Origin of the sequence: Serratia sp. BNK-23, from assembly GCF_047456145.1 — a bacterium.
Lineage (GTDB): Bacteria > Pseudomonadota > Gammaproteobacteria > Enterobacterales > Enterobacteriaceae > Serratia > Serratia nematodiphila.
The window spans coordinates 472,239-491,874 of record NZ_CP179900.1 but is presented as its reverse complement, the minus strand read 5'-3'; the positions used below and the strand labels follow the sequence as shown (position 1 = coordinate 491,874).

At 62.0% G+C, this 19,636-nt stretch carries 16 protein-coding genes; 11 read left to right on the top strand and 5 right to left on the bottom strand.

All coding sequences use genetic code 11. The features are described 5' to 3' along the window. Positions 1 to 3: 3 nt before the first annotated feature. Positions 4 to 1,269 (bottom strand): 4-aminobutyrate--2-oxoglutarate transaminase, encoded by a 1,266-nt coding sequence (locus tag ACMGF9_RS02315; protein ID WP_016930169.1) that lies wholly within the window; start codon positions 1,267 to 1,269, stop codon positions 4 to 6. Positions 1,270 to 1,390: 121 nt separating this feature from the next. On the opposite strand from ACMGF9_RS02315, the gene ACMGF9_RS02310 reads away from it, so the two are divergent. Next, positions 1,391 to 2,863 carry a PLP-dependent aminotransferase family protein gene (locus ACMGF9_RS02310; RefSeq protein WP_118891654.1) on the top strand — a complete coding sequence of 491 codons (1,473 nt, stop codon included), beginning with the start codon at positions 1,391 to 1,393 and terminating at the stop codon, positions 2,861 to 2,863. 22 nt (positions 2,864 to 2,885) lie between these two features. On the opposite strand, the gene ACMGF9_RS02305 is transcribed toward ACMGF9_RS02310, so the two are convergent. After that, positions 2,886 to 4,505 carry an ABC-F family ATP-binding cassette domain-containing protein gene (locus ACMGF9_RS02305; protein WP_118891653.1) on the bottom strand — a complete coding sequence of 540 codons (1,620 nt, stop codon included), beginning with the start codon at positions 4,503 to 4,505 and terminating at the stop codon, positions 2,886 to 2,888. A gap of 307 nt (positions 4,506 to 4,812) precedes the next feature. Between ACMGF9_RS02305 and ACMGF9_RS02300 the strand changes: the two genes are divergently transcribed. After that, entirely contained in the window at positions 4,813 to 6,834 is a 2,022-nt protein-coding gene (locus ACMGF9_RS02300) for an FAD-dependent oxidoreductase (RefSeq protein ID WP_118891652.1), read from the top strand. Between the two features lie 194 nt (positions 6,835 to 7,028). On the opposite strand, the gene rlmG is transcribed toward ACMGF9_RS02300, so the two are convergent. Continuing rightward, positions 7,029 to 8,168, bottom strand: coding sequence for a 23S rRNA (guanine(1835)-N(2))-methyltransferase RlmG (gene rlmG / locus ACMGF9_RS02295; RefSeq protein ID WP_015379148.1), 1,140 nt, complete (start codon positions 8,166 to 8,168; stop codon positions 7,029 to 7,031). Between the two features lie 230 nt (positions 8,169 to 8,398). Here rlmG and ACMGF9_RS02290 point away from each other — a divergent pair, with 230 nt between their 5' ends. The 7 genes from ACMGF9_RS02290 to sstT all read left to right on the top strand — a co-directional run bounded on the left by ACMGF9_RS02290 (position 8,399) and on the right by sstT (position 14,015). Further along, positions 8,399 to 8,689, top strand: a complete 291-nt coding sequence (locus tag ACMGF9_RS02290; RefSeq protein ID WP_048325546.1) for a type II toxin-antitoxin system RelE/ParE family toxin — start codon at positions 8,399 to 8,401, stop codon at positions 8,687 to 8,689. Positions 8,690 to 8,703: 14 nt separating this feature from the next. Then, positions 8,704 to 9,027, top strand: coding sequence for a HigA family addiction module antitoxin (locus ACMGF9_RS02285; RefSeq protein WP_015379150.1), 324 nt, complete (start codon positions 8,704 to 8,706; stop codon positions 9,025 to 9,027). Further along, entirely contained in the window at positions 9,020 to 9,532 is a 513-nt protein-coding gene (locus tag ACMGF9_RS02280) for a M48 family metallopeptidase (RefSeq protein WP_016930176.1), read from the top strand. Before ACMGF9_RS02285 ends, ACMGF9_RS02280 begins: the two co-directional genes overlap by 8 nt. Before the next feature lie 50 nt (positions 9,533 to 9,582). After that, positions 9,583 to 10,563, top strand: coding sequence for a Gfo/Idh/MocA family protein (locus ACMGF9_RS02275; RefSeq protein WP_004937152.1), 981 nt, complete (start codon positions 9,583 to 9,585; stop codon positions 10,561 to 10,563). A 1-nt stretch (position 10,564) separates the two neighbouring features. After that, positions 10,565 to 11,296 carry a glutamine amidotransferase gene (locus ACMGF9_RS02270; RefSeq protein WP_015379152.1) on the top strand — a complete coding sequence of 244 codons (732 nt, stop codon included), beginning with the start codon at positions 10,565 to 10,567 and terminating at the stop codon, positions 11,294 to 11,296. A gap of 252 nt (positions 11,297 to 11,548) precedes the next feature. Then, positions 11,549 to 12,517: a TerC family protein gene (locus ACMGF9_RS02265; RefSeq protein WP_015379153.1), complete on the top strand. Its 969-nt coding sequence runs from the start codon at positions 11,549 to 11,551 to the stop codon at positions 12,515 to 12,517. A gap of 262 nt (positions 12,518 to 12,779) precedes the next feature. After that, positions 12,780 to 14,015: a serine/threonine transporter SstT gene (gene sstT, locus ACMGF9_RS02260; protein ID WP_004937146.1), complete on the top strand. Its 1,236-nt coding sequence runs from the start codon at positions 12,780 to 12,782 to the stop codon at positions 14,013 to 14,015. A gap of 53 nt (positions 14,016 to 14,068) precedes the next feature. Here sstT and ACMGF9_RS02255 read toward each other — a convergent pair whose 3' ends face one another. Continuing rightward, positions 14,069 to 15,556 carry a UxaA family hydrolase gene (locus ACMGF9_RS02255; protein WP_021505094.1) on the bottom strand — a complete coding sequence of 496 codons (1,488 nt, stop codon included), beginning with the start codon at positions 15,554 to 15,556 and terminating at the stop codon, positions 14,069 to 14,071. A gap of 20 nt (positions 15,557 to 15,576) precedes the next feature. After that, the gene (uxaC, locus tag ACMGF9_RS02250; RefSeq protein ID WP_004937143.1) at positions 15,577 to 16,989 is read right to left on the bottom strand and encodes a glucuronate isomerase; all 1,413 of its coding nucleotides are present in this window, start codon (positions 16,987 to 16,989) and stop codon (positions 15,577 to 15,579) included. Positions 16,990 to 17,284: 295 nt separating this feature from the next. Between uxaC and ACMGF9_RS02245 the strand changes: the two genes are divergently transcribed. Both ACMGF9_RS02245 and exuR read left to right on the top strand, forming a co-directional pair. Continuing rightward, positions 17,285 to 18,583, top strand: a complete 1,299-nt coding sequence (locus tag ACMGF9_RS02245; protein ID WP_015379157.1) for an MFS transporter — start codon at positions 17,285 to 17,287, stop codon at positions 18,581 to 18,583. Between the two features lie 119 nt (positions 18,584 to 18,702). After that, positions 18,703 to 19,479 carry a transcriptional regulator ExuR gene (gene exuR / locus ACMGF9_RS02240; protein WP_004937137.1) on the top strand — a complete coding sequence of 259 codons (777 nt, stop codon included), beginning with the start codon at positions 18,703 to 18,705 and terminating at the stop codon, positions 19,477 to 19,479. Positions 19,480 to 19,636: the final 157 nt, after the last annotated feature.

The window sequence follows — 19,636 nt, the reverse complement described above, 5'->3', positions numbered from 1 at the left end:
TCCTTAGTGGGCCAGCGCGCGGGACAGGATGCCCATCGCCTTGGTGAACTGATCGTCCGGGATAGTCAGCGGGTAGAGGAAGCGGATCACGTTGCCGTTCACGCCGCAGCTCAGCAGCAGCAGCCCTTCCTCCATCGCCTTCTGCTGCACCTGACGGGTGATCTCCGCCGAAGGCTTGCCGGTAGCCGGATCGTTGAACTCCACCGCCACCATCGACCCCTGCGCGCGCACATCGGCGATCGCCGGGCTGGTTTTACGCGCCTGCTGGAGCACTTCCACCAGGTGTTGACCCAAGCGCTGAGCGCGCTGGCACAGCTGCTCTTCTTCGATCACGTCCAGCACCGCGTGCGCGGCGGCCACCGCCAGCGGGTTACCGGCATAGGTGCCGCCCAGCCCACCCGGCGCCGGCGCGTCCATCACCTCGGCGCGGCCCGCCACCGCCGACAGCGGCATGCCGCCCGCCAGGCTTTTCGCCATGGTGATCAAATCGGGCTTAACGCTGTAGTGTTCCATGGCGAACAGCTTGCCGGTGCGGGCGAAGCCGGTCTGCACTTCGTCGGCGATCAGCAGAATGCCGTGCTGGTCGCACAGCGCGCGCAGCGCCTGCATGAAATCGGCCGGCGCCACGTTGAAGCCGCCCTCGCCCTGCACCGGCTCCAGCACGATCGCCGCCACCTGCTTGGGATCGATATCCGCTTTAAACAGGCGGTCCAGGCTGTTCATCGCGTCTTCGGTGGTCACGCCGTACAGCGCGTTCGGGTACTGGCCGTGGAACACCGAGCCGGGGAATGGGCCAAAGCCCAGTTTGTAAGGCGCCACTTTGCCGGTCAGCGCCATGGTCATGTAGGTGCGGCCGTGGAAACCGCCGCCGAAGGTGATCAACCCCGGGCGGCCGGTGTAAGCGCGGGCGATCTTCACCGCGTTTTCCACCGCTTCCGCGCCAGTGGTGAAGAAGGCGGTTTTACACGGACCGGCGATCGGCGCGCGCTGGTTGATGCGCTCCGCCAAAGAAACATAGCTTTCGTAAGGAACGATCTGATAGGCGGTGTGAGTGAAGGCCTGCAGCTGCTTTTCAATCGCGGCGATCACCTTCGGGTGACGGTGGCCGGTGTTCAGCACGGCAATCCCCGAGGCGAAGTCGATCACTTCTTTGCCTTCCACATCCCACAGCGTGGCGTTCTCTGCGCGCTCGGCGTAAAAACCACACATCACGCCCACTCCGCGCGGGGTGGCGTCCTGACGGCGTTGGTTCAATTCTGCGTTTTTCATGCTGTTCTCTCCGGTCGGTGCCAGTTACACGTTTCGTTCACATTCGTGAAACAATGCCGTTTATTTACACAGGATGTGGCCCTATAATCGAGTGCCAGTTACGAATAATTGAGGGATCCAATTGCGCTCATTGAGTGGTGATCTGTTGCTGCAGCGCCTCGGCGAACAGCCCGATGACAAGCTGCACAAGCGGCTTTACAACGCGATCCGCACCAGCATTCTCGACGGCAGCCTGCCGCCCTCCAGCCGCCTGCCCGCCTCGCGCGATCTGGCGCAGGAGCTCAGCCTGTCCCGCAACACCGTGTTAACCGTTTATGAACAACTGCTGGCGGAAGGCTATGTATCGGCGCGCGCCGGCAGCGGCACCTTCGTCGCCGACACGGTGCCGGACAGCTGCCTCTCCACCGGCGGCGCCCCGGCGGACGCCAGCGGGCAACCGCGGCGCGTCGAACTGTCGGAGCGCGGCGCCACGCTGCTGCACCACGCCAGCGCCAGCCCCAAACAGTGGGGGGCATTCATTCCCGGCGTGCCCGACGTCAACGCCTTTCCTCATCAGCTGTTCAGCAAGATCCAGGCGCGCCTCAGCCGCCGCCCGGCGCCGCAGCGGCTGACCTACAGCAATCAGGGCGGCAGCCCGGAACTACAGCATGCGTTGGTGGAGTATTTGCGGGTGGCGCGCTCGGTACGCTGCTCGCCGGAACAGATCCTGATCACTGAAGGCATCCATCAGGCGATCGATCTGGTGACGCGCATGTTGTGCAATCCGGGGGATGACGCCTGGATCGAAGAGCCGGGCTATTGGGGGATCCGCAATATCCTGCGCATCAATGCGCTGAACGTCTGCCCGCTGGCGGTGGACGAGGCCGGGCTGGTGCCGCCGGAGCAGCCCACGACGCCGCCCCGCCTGATTTTCGTCACCCCGTCGCACCAGTATCCGCTCGGCTCGGTGATGAGTCTGGCGCGCCGCCAACGGCTGCTGGCGCTGGCGCGCAACGCCGGCGCTTGGATCGTCGAGGACGACTACGACAGCGAATTCCGTTTTTCCGGCCAGCCGATCCCGGCGTTGCAAGGGCTGGAAGCCGACGCGCCGGTGATCTATATCGGCACCTTCAGCAAAACGCTCTACCCGGCGCTGCGCCTCGGCTATGTGGTGTTGCCGCCGCCGCTGGTGCAGGCGCTGAAAACCGCCCATGCCGAGCTGTACCGCGGCGGGCACCTGCTGATCCAAAGCGCGCTGGCGGAGTTTATTCAGGCGGGGCACTACACGGCGCATATCCGCCGCATGCGGTTGCTGTATGCCCGGCGGCGCGCCTTCCTGACCGGGTTGATCGAACAACATCTCGGCAAGCAGGCGCTCAGCGAATTCAACAGCAACGCCGGCTTGCACCTGATCCTCAACCTGCCGGACGAGGCCGACGACGTGGCGATCGCCGCCGCCGCCGGCGCGCGCGGGGTGCTGGTGCGGCCGCTGTCGCGCTACTATATGCAGCCCAACCGCCGGCGCGGCCTGCTGATGGGCTTTGCCTGCGTGCCGGAAGAGCAAATGGCCGCCGCCTTCACCCAGCTGCTGGCGTGCATCAACGCCCCGCACTAGGTCAGATCGCCGCCCGCCTGCCTCACCAGGCCTGAAGCCGCCAGCCGTCCGCTTGCCTGTTCAGGCGGTGCGTCGGCCTCAGCGCCTGCAGGAAGTCTTCGTCGTGCGACACCACCAGCATCGCGCCGGGGAAATCCGCCAGCGCGGTTTCGATCGCCAGCGACGACGCCAGATCCAGGTGGTTGGTCGGCTCGTCGAGCAACAGCAGCTGCGCCGGTTGTCGCCGCCACAGCGCGCAGGCCAGCGCCGCCTTCAAGCGTTCACCGCCGCTCAGCGAGCCCAGCGGCAACGCGATGCGATCCGCGCCAAGCTGCAGCTGCGCCAGCCGGGTGCGCAACGCCCCTTCCGCCAGCGGCGAATCCTGTAGCCCCAGATGTTCCATCACCGACAGGCCCGGATCGAGCTGCGACAGGGTTTGATCGAGGTAGGCCGTCGACAGCGGGCAATGACAATGGCCGGAAAGCGCCGTCAGCTGCCCGAGAAGGGTCTTCAGCAAGGTGGATTTTCCGCAGCCGTTGGGGCCGGTCAACGCCACGCGCATCGGGCCGTCGATCCGCAAATCCAGCGGCGGCGCGCTGACGAACGGCAGCTGCAGCCGCTCGAGCACCAGCACCTGCTTGTTCGCGTTCACTTCACTGCCCGGCAGCGCCAGCAACACCGGCGGTTCCTCCTCCACCCGCTGATAGGCTTCACGCACCGCCGCATCGAGGCTGTCGCGCCGATCCTGATGCTGTTTGCGCAGCGTGCCGAGGCTCTCCTTCGCCGCCGACTTGTAGGCCACCCGTTCGAAAGAGGCGATATTCAGCGTATCGACGACGCGCAGCGTTTGCGCCGAGCGCCGCTGGCTCATGTCGTGCTCTTTCTGTTGGCGAGCGCGGGTGCGGCGGCGCTCCTCGCGCGCATGCTCCAGATCGGCGCGCGCCGCCTGCTGCTCCGTATCGCGCTGGCGCCGGTAGTCCTCATAGTTGCCGCCGTAGCTGCGCAGCGCGCCGGGCGTCAGTTCGACGATGCGCTCCATGCGCCCCAGCAGTTGCCGGTCATGGCTGGCGATCAACAGTCCGCCCCGCCACTGATCCAACTGCTGATACAGCCAGGCGCGGCCGGCGCTGTCGAGGTGGTTGGTCGGTTCGTCCAGCAGCAGAAAATCCGCTTCGCCGAGCAAGGCGCCGCACAGCGACGCGCGCATCCGCTCGCCGCCGCTCAGCGAACTGGCGGATCGCAACGGATCGAAGGCCGGCAACCCGGCGGCGGCAAAGGCGTTTTGCAGACGATCGTGAAGATCCCAGCGCCCTTCCAGACGATCGATATCGTCCGTCAACGGCCGCCCCTGCTCGAGACGCGCCAGCGCGGCGAACACCTCACCGTAGCCCAGCAGCTGCGCCAGCGTAGTGTGCGGCGCGATCTCCGGCTGCTGCGCAACGTAAGCTACTGCGGCATGAGATTCAACGTGTCCATTGCCCGGCAGATCCAATCCGGCGATCAGGCGCAGCAGCTGGGTTTTGCCAACGCCGTTGCGCCCCACCAGGCCGCAGCGCGACCGATCAAAAGCGAGATCCAGCGGGCCGAACAGCGTTTCGCCGTCAGCAAATTGGCAGGTCAGTTGATGTAAAACGAAATAAGGGGACTGCGCTAAATGAGCCATAAGCACTCCTGAATGAGATCAAAACATCCCCACAGGGCGCGAGAGCGCACGGCGTGGGACCAGATATCAACAGGCGTGGTTGTTCATTTTCGGTTATGGCTCCGCAGAGAGAAGGAATTTGCAACGCGTAAAGGCTAACCGATCTTTTGTTCGTTATGCAAACAGAGTCTGAGATTCATGACATCTATCACATTCGGCGCAACGCAGATTCCCAAGCGGCGCGACAACGGCTAGATTTATCTCATCCGACCACTTGTGTTCACATAATTATAACAACGGGCCCCGATTTCACCCGATGGAGAGTGCAATGAGCAATTACCCTCACCTGCTGGCGCCGCTGGATCTCGGCTTCACCACCCTGAAAAACCGGGTGCTGATGGGATCGATGCATACCGGCCTGGAAGAGCTGCCCGACGGCCCGCAGCGCCTGGCCGCGTTCTATGCCGAGCGCGCCGCCGCCGGCGTGGCGCTGATCGTCACCGGCGGCATTGCCCCGAACGAACAGGGCGTAGTGTTTCGCGGCGGTTCGCTCCTCAACAGCGAGACGCAATTGCCTCACCACCGACCGGTGACCGAGGCCGTCCACCGGGCGGGCGGCAAAATTGCGCTGCAGATCCTGCACACCGGCCGCTACAGCTATCAACCCAAGCTGGTGGCCCCTTCCGCGCTGCAGGCGCCGATCAACCCGTTTACGCCGAGCGCGCTCAGCGAAGCGGAGATTGAGCAAACCATCGCCGATTTCGCCCGCTGTGCGGCGCTGGCGCAGCAGGCCGGCTACGACGGCGTTGAGGTGATGGGTTCCGAAGGCTATCTGATCAACCAATTCTTGACGACGCGCACCAACCAGCGCGACGACCAATGGGGCGGCAGCTTCACCAATCGCATGCGCTTCGCCGTCGAAACCGTCAGGGCGGTGCGCCAGGCCGTGGGCCCGGAATTCATTCTGATCTACCGGCTGTCGATGCTCGATCTGGTGGAAGACGGCTCCAGCTGGCAGGAGATCGAGCAGCTGGCGCTGGCGATCGAACAGGCGGGCGCCACGATCATCAATACCGGCATCGGCTGGCACGAAGCGCGTATTCCGACCATCGCCACCATGGTGCCGCGCGCCGGATTCAGCTGGGTGACCCGCAAGCTGATGGGCAAGGTCAGCATCCCGCTGATCACCACCAACCGCATCAACGATCCGGCGGTGGCCGAGCAGGTGCTGGCGGACGGCTGCGCCGACATGGTGTCGATGGCGCGCCCGTTCCTCGCCGACGCCGCCTTTGTGCAAAAAGCCGCCGAAGGGCGCGCCGACGAGATCAATACCTGCATCGGTTGCAACCAGGCCTGTCTCGACCAGATTTTTGAAGGCAAGCTGACTTCCTGTCTGGTCAACCCGCGCGCCTGCCGCGAAACCGAAATGCCGCTGACGATGGCGGAAAAACCGAAAAAACTGGCGGTGGTCGGCGCCGGCCCTGCCGGGCTGGCCTTCGCCACCACCGCCGCCAGCCGCGGCCATCGGGTGACGCTGTTCGACGCCGCCGAGCAGATCGGCGGCCAGTTCAACATCGCCAAGCAGATCCCCGGCAAGGAAGAATTCCATGAAACGCTGCGTTACTTCCGCCGCCAGCTGGCGCTGCGTGAAGTGACGGTCAGGCTGGGCGTCAAGGTCGAAGCGGCGGATTTAAGCGAATTCGATGAGGTGATCCTCGCCTGCGGCATCGTGCCGCGCACCCCGGACATCCCCGGCATCGGGCACGCCAAGGTGCTGAGCTATCTGGACGTGCTGCGCGATAAAAAACCGGTCGGCCAGCGGGTGGCGATCGTCGGCGCCGGCGGCATCGGCTTCGATACCGCCGAGTACCTCAGCCAGCACGGCGTGTCCAGCAGCCTGGATCAGGCGGAATTCAACCGCGAATGGGGCATCGACGGGCGCCTTGAACAGCGCGGCGGTCTGGCTGAGCAAGGCCCTCAGGCGCCACGCGCCGCCCGGCAAATCTATCTGTTGCAACGCAAAACCAGCAAAGTGGGCGAAGGCCTGGGCAAAACCACCGGTTGGATCCACCGCGCCAGCCTGGCGATGCGCGGCGTGAAGATGCTCAACAGCGTCAGCTATCGGCTGATCGACGACGAAGGGCTGCACATCACCCGCGCCGAGCAAGACAGCTGCCTGCCGGTGGACACGGTGGTCATTTGCGCCGGGCAGGAACCGCGCCGCGAACTGCAGCAGCCGCTGCTGGCGATGGGGAAAACCGTGCACCTGATCGGCGGCGCCGACGTGGCCGCCGAGCTGGACGCCCGCCGCGCGATCGATCAGGGTACGCGGTTGGCGATGACGCTGTAAAAAAGGGGCGCCCGGCGCCCCTGATATTGATGACAAACCTCATCCCCATGCCGGGTTGGCAGAGAGCAGCGAATAGAGAACAAGGAAAATCAATTTATTGATTTTCGGCTGATATCCACAAAGGGGGAAAAACCACGCTTTTTCCCCCTTTGTCTACAGCCAGAGGGGCGCCCGGCGCCCCTTGTTATTCACGCTCAGCGACGCGCGCCGGATTTCACCGCTCTCAAGATCACGAACTTCTTGTTCGAGGCCACCAGCGTGCAGTTGCCGAACAGGCGCTTGAGCTTCTGATGGTAGTCGAGGTGACGGTTGCCGACGATGCGCAGTTCACCGCCCACCTGCAGGCAGCGCTTGGCGTCGCAGAACATCTGCCAGGCGGTGTGATCGGTAATGGCGTGTTGCTGGTGGAACGGCGGGTTGCACAGCACCGCCTGCACGCTTTCACGCTCGATGCCTGCCAGCGCGTTGTTCACCTCAAACTGACAGCGGTCCAGCTCTTGCGGCAGGTTGTGCTCCACGTTCAGCTCGCTGGAGGCCACCGCCATGTAAGATTCATCGACGAAGGTCACCTGCGCTTCCGGGTTTTGCGCCAGCGCCGTCAGGCCAATCACGCCGTTGCCGCAGCCCAGATCGACGATATGGCCGTTCAGGCCGCGCGGCAGATGTTCCATAAACAGGCGCGCGCCGATATCCAGGCTGCCGCGCGAGAAGACGTTGGCGTGGTTATGGATAAGCCAATCGGTGCCGTCCAGCGTCCAGTCGGTGGTTTCCGCCGCTGCCGGCGGGACGATATCCGCCGCCTGGCAGAAGATCAGACGCGCTTTCTTCCACGCCAGGCTGGTGCGCGTCGGGCCCAGCACTTTTTCAAACAGCTGCATCGTCGAGGTATGCACGTCGCGGGCTTTGGCGCCGGCGACGATCAGCGTGTCTTCGGTCACGACGTGGCGCAGCGCGCGCAGCTGCTGTTCCAGCAGCGCCAGCGCTTTCGGCACGCGAATCAGCACCACTGCCGGCGCCGCCGGCAGCTCGGCCAGGCTGTCCAGCAGCGTGACCTGCTCAGGATCCAGACCGTTGAGTTTGAGGTTGTGGCGCGTCGCCAGCTGGCTCATGTACGAGTCGCTGACGCTGTAAGGGCGATGCGCGTGCAACGCACAGGCCAGGGTGCCGAAGTTATCGTTGAAAATCAGCACCGGGCGGCCGCCGATATCTACGTTTTCAAGCTGTTGCAGCAGATATTCGTCCGCCGCTTCCCACGCCTGCAGTTGGGTGGATTCTTCCTGTTGGGGATAACGCTCCAGCTCAAGTTGCTGTGTTCCCAGATCGAGTTGGCTCATTGCCCCTCCTGACTGATAAAATTTGGGCTGTTTATCCCCTAAAAACGCCCGTCAGTAAAATGTTTTTTCGGATAAATTGCGTATTGCGCCGCGTATCTGAAAACCCGCGTCCCTTTTCTCCTTTAACAACATTAACCTTTCCCTCCCAAGCACCCATGTCGACGTTTTTTTAACCTGACGAGGTGTAACTTTAAATGTTACACTGCCAGTCCCTATGGAAGGGGGAAAGCATGATTAAATCTTTCCGCGATCGCTATCTGGAGCAGTTCTATCTGGAAGGCAAACGCAGCCGTCTGATCCCCGGCGTGCTCGAGCGGCAGTTGGCCAGAAAGCTCGATATATTGGCCGCCGCGCAGCAAGAGCGTGATTTGCATCACCCCACGGGTAACTATTACAAGCGGCTATCCGGGCCATTTCAGGGATGGTCAAGTCTGCGCGTCAATATGCACTGGCGGCTGATGTTCCAGTGGCGGCATGATGCCGCTGAAAAAATTTACCTCGATCCTCACCAAGATACCTGAACGAGGGGGAACCTATGTTGGAAACCACGACTCGCGAACCCACCACGGTGGGGGAAGTGCTGCAGGAAGAGTATTTAACGCCGTTGGGCATCGGCCAGGAAGAACTGGCGAAGGTACTGGGCGTCACCCGTGCCACTGTTAACCGCCTGTGCAACGGGCATCGACGCATGAGCGTTGCCGAGGCCAACCTGTTTGCCGACCTGTTCGAAACGACCGCCGACTTTTGGCTAAACCTGCAGGCGGCACACGATCGCTGGGAAGCCAGACAGGCCGATGCGCAACGTGTGCGGCTGCGGCCAATCAAAGAAATACTGGGACGCAATATCACTCATGCATGACATCGAACTCGCCTACCTGCAAGGCTACCCAACGCATCTGCAAAGCCAGGTGCAGCAACTGATCCATCAGAATCGGCTGGGAGACGTGCTGCTGCAGCGCTATCCGCAGGTGCATGACTGCACCACCGACAAGTCGCTGTATCAGTTTACCGTCGATCTGAAAAACCAGTATCTGCGCAACGCCCAGCCGCTGAGCAAGGTGGCCTACGACAGCAAGATCCACGTCATGAAGCACGCGCTGGGCCTGCACACCGCCATCTCCCGCGTGCAGGGCGGCAAGCTGAAAGCCAAGGCGGAAATTCGCGTGGCGACGGTGTTCAAGGTCGCGCCCGAACCGTTCCTGCGCATGATCGTGGTGCATGAGCTGGCGCACCTGAAAGAGAAAGATCACAACAAGGCGTTCTACAGCCTGTGTTGCCATATGGAGCCGGATTACCACCAGTTGGAGTTCGATACCCGGCTGTATCTGACGCACCTTTCGCTGTTCGGCGAGCTATATGCATAGCGAATGAGGGCGTGATAATCTGCGGTTTTAAGCCTGGACCGGAGCTCGCCATGATTCGCTTTGCCGTCGTCGGCACCAACTGGATTACGGAACGTTTTATCGATGCCGCCCATGAAAGCGGCAAACTCAAGTTGAGCGCCGTGTATTCACGCTCGCTGGAACAGGCGCAGGCGTTTGGCGCCAACTATCAGGTCACGCAGTTTTTCGACTCGCTCGAGGCGATGGCGCAGTCTGACGCCATAGACGCGGTGTATATCGCCAGCCCCAATTCCCTGCACTGCCCGCAATCGCTGCTGTTCCTGCGCCATAAAAAGCACGTGATCTGCGAAAAACCGCTGGCCTCCAACCAGCGCGAAGCGGAACAGCTGGTAGCCTGCGCGCGGGAAAACCAGGTGGTGCTGTTCGAGGCGTTCAAAAGCGCCTATCTGCCGAATTTTCTGGCGCTGCAACAGGCATTGCCGAACGTCGGCCGGTTACGCAAAGCCTTTATCAACTACTGCCAATACTCTTCGCGCTATCCGCGCTACCTCGCCGGCGAGAACCCCAACACCTTTAACCCGCAGTTCTCCAACGGCTCGATCATGGATATCGGTTACTACTGCCTGGCCAGCGCGGTAGCGCTGTTCGGCGCGCCGCAGTCGGTGCTCGCCAGCGCCACACTGCTCGATACCGGCGTTGACGCCCACGGCACCGTCTGCCTGAACTACGGTGATTTCGACGTCACGCTTTCCCATTCCAAGGTCAGCGACTCGGCGATCCCCAGCGAGATCCAGGGGGAGGAAGGCACGCTGATTATCGACAAGATTTCCGAGTGCCAGGGCGTGGCGCTGACGCCGCGCGGCGGCAACCGCCAGGATCTGAGCCAGCCGCAGCACATCAACACCATGCTGTATGAGGCGCTGGCCTTTGCCGAGCTGGTGGAAAATCACCGGGTGGAGCATCCGGGGCTGGAGAATTCGCTGATCGTCGCCCGCCTGCTGACCGATATCCGCCGCCAGACCGGCGTCGTCTTCCCCGCCGACGGAGAATGAGATGAAACCGCTGCTCGTGATGCAAACCGGCGACGCGCCGCAGGCCATTCGTCAGGAATTGGCCAACTTTGATGGCATGTTCCTGCAACAAGGCAATATCGACGCCGAACGCGCGCACATCGTGCACCTGCCCGCCGGCGAACGGCCGTTGCCGCCTGCCGCCTATTGCGGCGTAGTCATCACCGGCTCGCCGGCGATGGTGACCGAACGGCTGCCGTGGAGCGAGGAAGCCGCCGAATGGCTGCGCCAGGCGATGGCGATCAAACTGCCGCTGTTCGGCGTCTGCTACGGCCACCAGCTGTTGGCCTACGCGCTCGGCGGCGAAGTGGGCTACCACCCGCAGGGCATGGAGGTGGGTACGCTGGAGATCGAACTGCTGCCCGCCGCGGCCGACGATCGGCGGCTCACCCTGCTGCCGCCGCGCTTCAAGGCCAACCTGATCCACTCGCAGAGCGTGCTGACGCCGCCCGCCGGCGCGCAGACGCTGGCGCGTTCGCAGCAGGACGCGCACCAAATCCTGCGCTATGGCGATCACGCCCTGACCACCCAGTTCCACCCGGAATTCAACGGCGCGGTGATGAGCCAGTATCTGCAGTGGCTCGGCGAGCTGCATCCCGAGCAGCAGGCCCGCTACCAACAGCAACAACAACAGGTTAGCGACACGCCATTCAGCCGCCTGCTGCTGCAGGGATTCGTCGTCAGCCTCGGCGCGCAAAAAGCGATGGCCGGTTAACGCGATTCACGTTGACCGCCGACACATTTTGCATTACTTTCTGCTCTGCAAAGGGGAGTAACTTCATTGCCGGTCAATCGTCATTACGATGCGCAAGCATCCGGTTACCGGGCAACCTGATGTCAAAGGTGTAACCACCTTCATCAACGTTGTAAGTGAGACCTTGCCGGAAGGCGAGGTTTGCTTGCAGCGTTCACAGAGCGGCTGGCGTCTTCCGACGTTGGCCGTTTTTGTTTTTGAAGGATACCTCTGATGATGAATTCCGTTGGCACACCGTGGTTATGGGGCAGCTTTGCCGCCGTCATAGTCGTGATGCTCGCAATCGATCTCCTGTTGCAGGGCCGTAAAGGCGCGCACACCATGACTATGAAGCAGGCCGCCAGCTGGTCGCTGGTGTGGGTCAGCCTCTCCCTGCTGTTCAACTTCGGTTTCTGGTACTACCTGAATGAAACCGCCGGGCGCGCCGTCGCCGATACCCAGGCGCTGGCCTTCCTGACCGGCTACCTGATCGAAAAAGCGCTGGCGGTGGATAATGTGTTCGTCTGGCTGATGCTGTTCAGCTACTTCGCCGTGCCGGCCAACCTGCAACGGCGGGTGCTGATCTACGGCGTGCTGGGCGCGATCGTGCTGCGTACCATCATGATCTTCGCCGGCAGCTGGCTGGTCAGCCAGTTCCAGTGGCTGCTGTATCTGTTCGGCGCTTTCCTGCTGTTCACCGGTATTAAAATGGCGCTGGCGAAGGAAGATGACTCGGCGATCGGCGACAAACCGCTGGTGAAATGGCTGCGCAGCCGCTTGCGCATGACCGACAGCCTGGAAGGCGAGCGTTTCTTCGTGCGCCGCAACGGCATTCTGTTCGCCACCCCGCTGGTGCTGGTGCTGATCCTGGTGGAACTGAGCGACGTGATTTTCGCGGTGGACAGCATTCCGGCGATCTTCGCCGTAACCACCGATCCGTTTATCGTCCTGACCTCCAACCTGTTTGCCATTATGGGCCTGCGTGCCATGTACTTCCTGCTGGCCAACGTGGCGGAACGGTTCTCGATGCTGAAATACGGCCTGTCGGTGATCCTGGTATTTATCGGCATCAAGATGCTGATTATCGACTTCTTCCACATCCCGATCGGCGTTTCGCTCGGCGTGGTGGCGGGCATCCTGACGTTCACCTTGCTGATCAACGCCTGGGTCAATCACCGCAACGATCGCCTGGCGAAGAAATAACCATAATCTGTTATCCGGGGCGCTAGTCGCCCCGTGATTGTTTGGCAATTCCCCCAAAACGCCAAACGTTATTGCGATCACACAAATGTAACCAGTATGTTATCAAGTGTTGATCCGCGCTCAGAATTTCACCCTCGCCTCTTTCCAACATCATTCGATTGCTGAATACTGATTCGGCAAACACACTTAGTTACAGAATCATATAAAGCTGCCCGGCGTCGTTCCCGCCGCGGCGGCCAGATAACATCAGGAAGAAAGCACTATGCAAAAACTACTACAAAAGATCACGCAGGGCAGCCTGGTCAAACAAATCATGGTCGGCCTGGTGGCCGGCATTCTGGTGGCGCTGGTTTCACCGGCGGCGGCAGCGGCGGTCGGCCTACTCGGCACCCTGTTCGTCGGCGCGCTGAAAGCGGTGGCGCCGGTGCTGGTGCTGATTCTGGTCATGGCCTCGATCGCCAACCATAAACAGGGGCAGAAGACCAACATTCGCCCGATCCTGTTCCTCTACCTGCTGGGCACCTTTGCCGCCGCGCTGGTGGCGGTGGTCGTCAGCTTTATCTTCCCTTCCACGCTGGCGCTGACCACCGGCGCGACGGACATTACCCCGCCGGGCGGCATTGTGGAGGTGATGAAGGGCCTGTTGATGAGCGTGGTGGCCAACCCGTTCCATGCGCTGATTAACGCCAACTACATCGGCATTCTGGCCTGGGCCGTCGGTCTGGGGCTGGCGTTGCGCCACGCTTCCGAGACCACCAAGGGGCTGATCAACGACATGTCCCATGCGGTCACGCTGGTGGTGCGCGCGGTGATCCGCTGTGCGCCGCTCGGCATCTTCGGCCTGGTGGCCTCCACGCTGGCGGAAACCGGCTTCGGCGCGCTGTGGGGCTACGCCCAGCTGCTGATGGTGCTGCTTGGCTGCATGCTGCTGGTGGCGCTGGTGCTCAACCCGTTGATCGTTTACTGGAAGATCCGCCGCAACCCGTATCCGCTGGTGTTCGCCTGCCTGCGCGAGAGCGGCGTGACCGCCTTCTTCACCCGCAGCTCCGCCGCCAACATCCCGGTGAACATGGAACTGTGCAAGAAGCTGAACCTGAATGAGGACACCTACTCGGTTTCCATCCCGCTGGGCGCCACCATCAACATGGCCGGCGCGGCGATCACCATCACCGTGTTGACGCTGGCGGCGGTAAACACGCTGGGCATCGCGGTGGACGTCCCGACCGCCCTGCTGCTGAGCGTGGTGGCGGCGCTGTGCGCCTGCGGCGCCTCCGGCGTGGCCGGCGGTTCGCTGCTGCTGATCCCGCTGGCGTGCAACATGTTCGGCATTCCGAATGACGTTGCGATGCAGGTGGTGGCGGTCGGCTTTATCATCGGCGTCCTGCAGGATTCGGCGGAAACCGCCCTCAACTCCTCCACCGACGTGCTGTTCACCGCCGCGGCCTGCCAGGCGGAAGACCAGCGGCTGGCGAACGAAGATCCGCTGAAGGTGCGTTAATCGCGCGTTGCTTCATCAAAAAGGCGCTCCTTCGAGCGCCTTTTTTGTCAGCCTTACAGCGTCACCCCGCTTTTAAAGATCGCCAGCTCGCGGAAGTCGTTGGTTTCATTACGCGCCGGACGCCCGTTGGCGATCTCGACAATCAGATCGATGAAGCGGCTGAGCAACGTCTCCATCGCCACGCCGTGGATCAGGCTGCCGGCGTCAAAATCGATCCAGTGCGGTTTCTTCGCCGCCAGCTCGCTGTTGGTGGCCAGCTTCACCGTCGGTACAAAGCCGCCGTACGGCGTGCCGCGCCCGGTGCTGAACAGCACCATATGGCAGCCGGCGCCGGCCAGCGCGCTGGTCGCCACGGCGTCGTTGCCCGGCGCGCTGAGCAGATTCAGCCCCGGCACGCGCAGCCGCTCGCCGTATTTCAGCACGTCAACCACCTGGCTTAACCCCGCCTTTTGGGTGCAGCCGAGCGATTTCTCCTCCAGCGTGGTGATGCCGCCGGCCTTGTTGCCCGGCGACGGGTTCTCATAAATCGGCTGCTGATGGGCGATGAAATAGCGTTTGAAATCGTTGATCATGTCGACGGTTTTGTCGAAGGTCTCCCCATCGCGGCAGCGGCTCATCAGAATGCGCTCGGCGCCGAACATCTCCGGCACTTCGGTCAGCACCGTGGTGCCGCCGTTGGCGATCACATAATCGGAGAACCGCCCCAGCAGCGGGTTGGCGGTGATACCCGACAATCCGTCCGAACCGCCGCACTCCAGGCCGAACTTCAGCTCGCTCAGGCGGCCCGGCTCGCGGCGATCGTGGCGCATCTCCCGGTACAGCTCGTGCAACAGCGCCAGCCCGGCTTCCACTTCGTCGTCCTGCTGTTGGCACACCATAAAGCGCAGCCGCCGCTCGTCCTCTATCCCCAACGTGGCGCGAAAGGCATCCACCTGATTGTTCTCGCAACCCAGCCCGATCACCAGCACCGCGCCGGCGTTGGGATGGCGCGCCAGGTTCTGCAGCATGATGCGGGTGTTGGCATGATCCTGCCCCAGCTGCGAGCAGCCGAACGGGTGACTGAACAGATGCACGCCGTCGATCCCCTCTGCCTGCGTTTGCTGCAAAAAGCGTTGCTGGATCTGGCGAGCGATACCGTTGACGCAGCCGACGGTCGGCACGATCCACAGCTCATTGCGGATCCCCACTTCGCCGCCGGCCCGTCGGTACAACTGCACCTCGCGATCCGCGGCCTGCGGCGGCAACGTCGGGAACTGCGGTTGGTAACGGTAGCTGTCCAGATCGCTCAGGTTGGTTTTGGCGTTTTGCGAATGAATATGCTCCCCCGGCCCGATGGCCGCGAGCGCATGGCCGATCGGCTGGCCATATTTGATGATGTCCTCGTCCTTGGCGATCGGGCCGAGCGCAAATTTGTGCCCGCGCGCCACCGGCTGCGCCAGTTGGATGACCGCGCCTTCCAGCTCAACGCACTCTCCGGCAGCCAGATCGCGCAGCGCCACCGCCACGTTATCCTGCTCGTGAATCTTTATCGTACTTTGCATAAACCGGTCCCGGATAACGGCTACGCCAGTTCAATGGCGAAATAGTCTTTGGCGTTGTCGAAGCAGATGTTTTTCACCATTTCGCCCAGCAGCGCGATATCCGCCGGCGCTTCGCCGTCCGCCACCCAGCGGCCGATCATCTGGCAAAGGATGCGGCGGAAGTATTCATGGCGCGTATACGACAGGAAGCTACGACTGTCGGTCAGCATGCCGACGAAGCGGCTCAGCAGCCCGAGCTGCGCCAGCTGCGTCATTTGGCGCTGCATGCCGTCCTTCTGATCGTTGAACCACCAGCCGGAACCGAACTGCATCTTGCCCGGCGTGCCTTCCCCCTGGAAATTGCCGATCATGGTGCCGATCACTTCGTTATCGCGCGGGTTGAGGCAGTAGAGAATGGTTTTCGGCAGGCCGCCCTGCCGCGCCTGGGCATCCAGCAGCCGCGACAGCGGCTCCGCCAGCGGCCGATCGTTGATCGAATCGAAACCGATATCCGGCCCGACGGCGGCCAGCATGCGGCTGTTGTTATTACGCAACGCGCCGATGTGATACTGCTGCACCCAGCCGCGGCGCCGGTACTCGCCGGCCAGGAACAGCAGCACCGCGCTTTTGAACTGGGCGCTCTGTTCCGGCGTCGGCAGCTCGCCGTTCAGGCGGCGCAGCAGGATCGCATCCAGCGCCGCTTCATCGGCCTCGCCGAACACCACCACGTCCAGCGCATGGTCGGCCACCTTGCAGCCGTGGGCGGCGAAGTGATCCATGCGCTTGTACAGGGCGTCGCACAGCGCGCTGAAGCGGCCGATGGCGGTATCCGCCGCCGCCTCCAGCTGCCGCAGATAGTCATTGAAGCCCGGTGCATCGACAGTGAAAGCCTTGTCCGGCCGCCAGCTCGGCAATACCTTGATATCGAAGCCACGATCGTCGGCGATCGCCCGATGATGGCGCAGATCGTCGATCGGATCGTCGGTGGTGCCCACCATTTTCACATTCATCTGCCGCATGATGCCGCGCGCGCGAAACTCATCCTGCGCCAGCAGCGCATTGCCGCGCTGCCAGATCTCATCCGCCGTGGCCGGCGACAGCAGCGTATCCGTGATGCCGAACGGCCGACGCAGCTCCAGATGCGTCCAGTGATAGAGCGGGTTGCCGATGGTATGCGGCACCGTGGCGGCCCAGGCGTCGAATTTCTCACGATCGCCCGCATCGCCGGTACACAGCCGCTCCGCCACGCCGTTGGTGCGCATCGCCCGCCATTTATAGTGATCGCCTCGCAGCCAGATATCGTACAGGTTGCTGAAGCGGGTGTTCTCCGCGATCTGCTGTGGCGGCAAATGGCAGTGATAATCGAAAATCGGCTGTGGCGCCGCATAGTCGTGATACAAGCGCCGGGCAAATTCGTTGTCCAGCAGGAAATCTTCGCTCAAAAACGTCGCCATCTCGGGCTCCTTACTTGCCGTGCGGCACGGGGTTCGAATCACGAAAGTTATCACACCAATTTTCACAAGCGTCCAGCAAATTTTTCCCATGAGCTGCTGATTTAAGGTCCTTCAATCCCTTTTTCGCTCAATTTTACGGCAAATTTGCGGCGTAAACGCACTATTTCACCGGCGACAGTATCGCTCAGGCGAATAATTCCTTTTGTGATATCACTCAACTTTTAAACCTGTATGACAGGTTATTGTCTCGCCAGCCGCATCGACGGCCACACCTTAAAACGGGGAGACATTTCGGATGCGTAAAATTAAAGGGTTACGCTGGTACATGATTGGACTGGTGACCATCGGCACCGTGCTGGGCTACCTGACCCGCAACGCCATCGCCGTCGCGGCGCCGACGCTGGAAGATACGCTGCACATCACCACCCAACAGTATTCCTATATCGTCGCCGCCTATTCCGCCTGCTACACCGTGATGCAACCGGTGGCGGGCTATGTGCTGGACGTGCTGGGCACCAAGGTCGGTTACGCCATGTTCGCCATTCTGTGGGCGCTGTTCTGTATGGGCACCGCGCTGGCCAACAGTTGGGGCGGCCTGGCGCTGGCGCGCGGCGCGGTCGGCATGGCGGAAGCGGCGATGATCCCCGCCGGGCTGAAGGCCAGCAGCGAGTGGTTTCCGGCCAAAGAGCGTTCGATCGCCGTCGGTTATTTCAACGTGGGTTCATCGATCGGTGGCATGATCGCCCCACCGTTGGTGGTATGGGCCATCGTGGCGCACAGCTGGGAAATGGCGTTCATCATCACCGGCGTGCTGAGCCTGATCTGGGCCATTTGTTGGCTGCTGTTCTACAAACACCCGAAAGATCAGAAGAAATTGAGCCAGGAAGAGCGCCGTTACATCCTCGAAGGCCAGGAAGCCCAGCACCAGACCTCTAACGCCAAAAAGATGTCCGCCTGGCAGATCGTGCGCAACCGCCAGTTCTGGGGCATCGCGCTGCCGCGCTTTCTGGCGGAGCCGGCGTGGGGCACCTTCAACGCCTGGATCCCGCTGTTCATGTTCAAGGCCTACGGTTTTAACCTGAAAGAGATCGCCATGTTCGCCTGGATGCCGATGCTGTTCGCCGATCTCGGCTGCATCGTCGGCGGTTATCTGCCGCCGCTGTTCCAGAAGTATTTCAAGGTCAACCTGATCGTCTCACGCAAGCTGGTGGTGACGATGGGAGCGGTGTTGATGATCGGCCCCGGCATGATCGGCCTGTTCACCAGCCCTTACGCGGCTATCGCGCTGCTGTGCGTCGGCGGCTTCGCCCATCAGGCGCTGTCCGGCGCGCTGATCACCCTCTCTTCCGACGTGTTCGGCCGCAATGAGGTGGCGACTGCCAACGGCCTCACCGGCATGGCGGCCTGGACCGCCAGCACGCTGTTCGCCCTGGTGGTCGGCGCCCTGGCGGACACCCTCGGCTTCAGCCCGCTGTTCGCCGCGCTGTCGGTCTTCGACATTCTCGGCGCCATCGTCATCTGGACGGTGTTGCAAAACCGTCCGGCCGCCGAAACCCAGCCGGCCACGCTGCAACCGGCCCCGGCGCGCAGCTGATCCCGCCGCCCGGCCGCCGCGCCGGGCCTCTTGCTCCTCTGGCAGCGGTGCCGAATAAGTGGTATAACAAATCCGATGGCCATGCGCCCCTTCCCACCGCACCGTATAGAGCATTCACTATGGAATTCACCGAAACCAGACGCCTGTATCAGCAACTGGCCGCCGAGCTTAAGCAACGCATCGAAAGCGGCCGCTACCCGGTAGGCGACAAGCTGCCGGCCGAGCGATACATCGCCGAAGAGATGAATGTCAGCCGTACCGTGGTGCGCGAAGCGATCATCATGCTGGAAGTGGAAGGCTATGTGGACGTGCGCAAGGGATCCGGGATCCATGTGGTGTCCAACCAGCAAAAGCACCTGGTGGTGCCGGGCGACAGCATCGAGTTCGCCACCGCCGGCCCGTTTGAGCTGCTGCAGGCGCGCCAGCTGATTGAAAGCAACATCGCCGAATTCGCCGCCACCCAGGTGACCAAACAAGATATCGTGCAGTTGATGGAGATCCAGGAGCACGCCCGTAAAGAGGATCGCTTCCGCGACTCGCAGTGGGATCTGAAGTTCCACGTGCAGGTGGCGCTGGCCACCCAGAACACCGCCATGGCCACCATCGTGGAAAAAATGTGGGTGCAGCGGGTCAACAACCCTTACTGGAAAAAGCTGCACGAGCATATCGACGAACGCTCGATCGCCAGCTGGTGTGACGATCACGATCAGATCCTCAAGGCGCTGATGCGCAAAGACCCTTACGCCGCCAAACTGGCGATGTGGCAGCACCTGGAAAACACCAAACAGATGCTGTTCAACGCCACCAGCGATGACTTCGAATACAACGCCGATCGCTACCTGTTTGCCGAGAATCCGGTGGTGCATCTGGATGGCGTGAACCACGAGCCGAAATAGCCACGGCGGTCAAAAACCGTCGGCTTATGTCAGGTAATGTAAAATCCGCTGAATCGATGCCGGAGCCGCCGTTTGCCGTGTACTATTTCACCGTCGGCAACGTAGATTTCCCTGTTGCCAATCGTGCTATTTTGGTAGAGTTAGCCCACTTTTTTAC

What these genes read in the sequence shown, in the direction of transcription:
- ACMGF9_RS02315 (WP_016930169.1), bottom strand. Translation starts at nt 1,269, where the DNA reads ATGAAAAACGCAGAATTGAACCAACGCCGTCAGGACGCCACCCCGCGC.
- ACMGF9_RS02305 (WP_118891653.1), bottom strand. Translation starts at nt 4,505, where the DNA reads ATGGCTCATTTAGCGCAGTCCCCTTATTTCGTTTTACATCAACTGACC.
- ACMGF9_RS02300 (WP_118891652.1), top strand. Translation starts at nt 4,813, where the DNA reads ATGAGCAATTACCCTCACCTGCTGGCGCCGCTGGATCTCGGCTTCACC.
- rlmG (WP_015379148.1), bottom strand. Translation starts at nt 8,168, where the DNA reads ATGAGCCAACTCGATCTGGGAACACAGCAACTTGAGCTGGAGCGTTAT.
- ACMGF9_RS02290 (WP_048325546.1), top strand. Translation starts at nt 8,399, where the DNA reads ATGATTAAATCTTTCCGCGATCGCTATCTGGAGCAGTTCTATCTGGAA.
- ACMGF9_RS02285 (WP_015379150.1), top strand. Translation starts at nt 8,704, where the DNA reads ATGTTGGAAACCACGACTCGCGAACCCACCACGGTGGGGGAAGTGCTG.
- ACMGF9_RS02280 (WP_016930176.1), top strand. Translation starts at nt 9,020, where the DNA reads ATGCATGACATCGAACTCGCCTACCTGCAAGGCTACCCAACGCATCTG.
- ACMGF9_RS02275 (WP_004937152.1), top strand. Translation starts at nt 9,583, where the DNA reads ATGATTCGCTTTGCCGTCGTCGGCACCAACTGGATTACGGAACGTTTT.
- ACMGF9_RS02270 (WP_015379152.1), top strand. Translation starts at nt 10,565, where the DNA reads ATGAAACCGCTGCTCGTGATGCAAACCGGCGACGCGCCGCAGGCCATT.
- ACMGF9_RS02265 (WP_015379153.1), top strand. Translation starts at nt 11,549, where the DNA reads ATGATGAATTCCGTTGGCACACCGTGGTTATGGGGCAGCTTTGCCGCC.
- sstT (WP_004937146.1), top strand. Translation starts at nt 12,780, where the DNA reads ATGCAAAAACTACTACAAAAGATCACGCAGGGCAGCCTGGTCAAACAA.
- ACMGF9_RS02255 (WP_021505094.1), bottom strand. Translation starts at nt 15,556, where the DNA reads ATGCAAAGTACGATAAAGATTCACGAGCAGGATAACGTGGCGGTGGCG.
- uxaC (WP_004937143.1), bottom strand. Translation starts at nt 16,989, where the DNA reads ATGGCGACGTTTTTGAGCGAAGATTTCCTGCTGGACAACGAATTTGCC.
- ACMGF9_RS02245 (WP_015379157.1), top strand. Translation starts at nt 17,285, where the DNA reads ATGCGTAAAATTAAAGGGTTACGCTGGTACATGATTGGACTGGTGACC.
- exuR (WP_004937137.1), top strand. Translation starts at nt 18,703, where the DNA reads ATGGAATTCACCGAAACCAGACGCCTGTATCAGCAACTGGCCGCCGAG.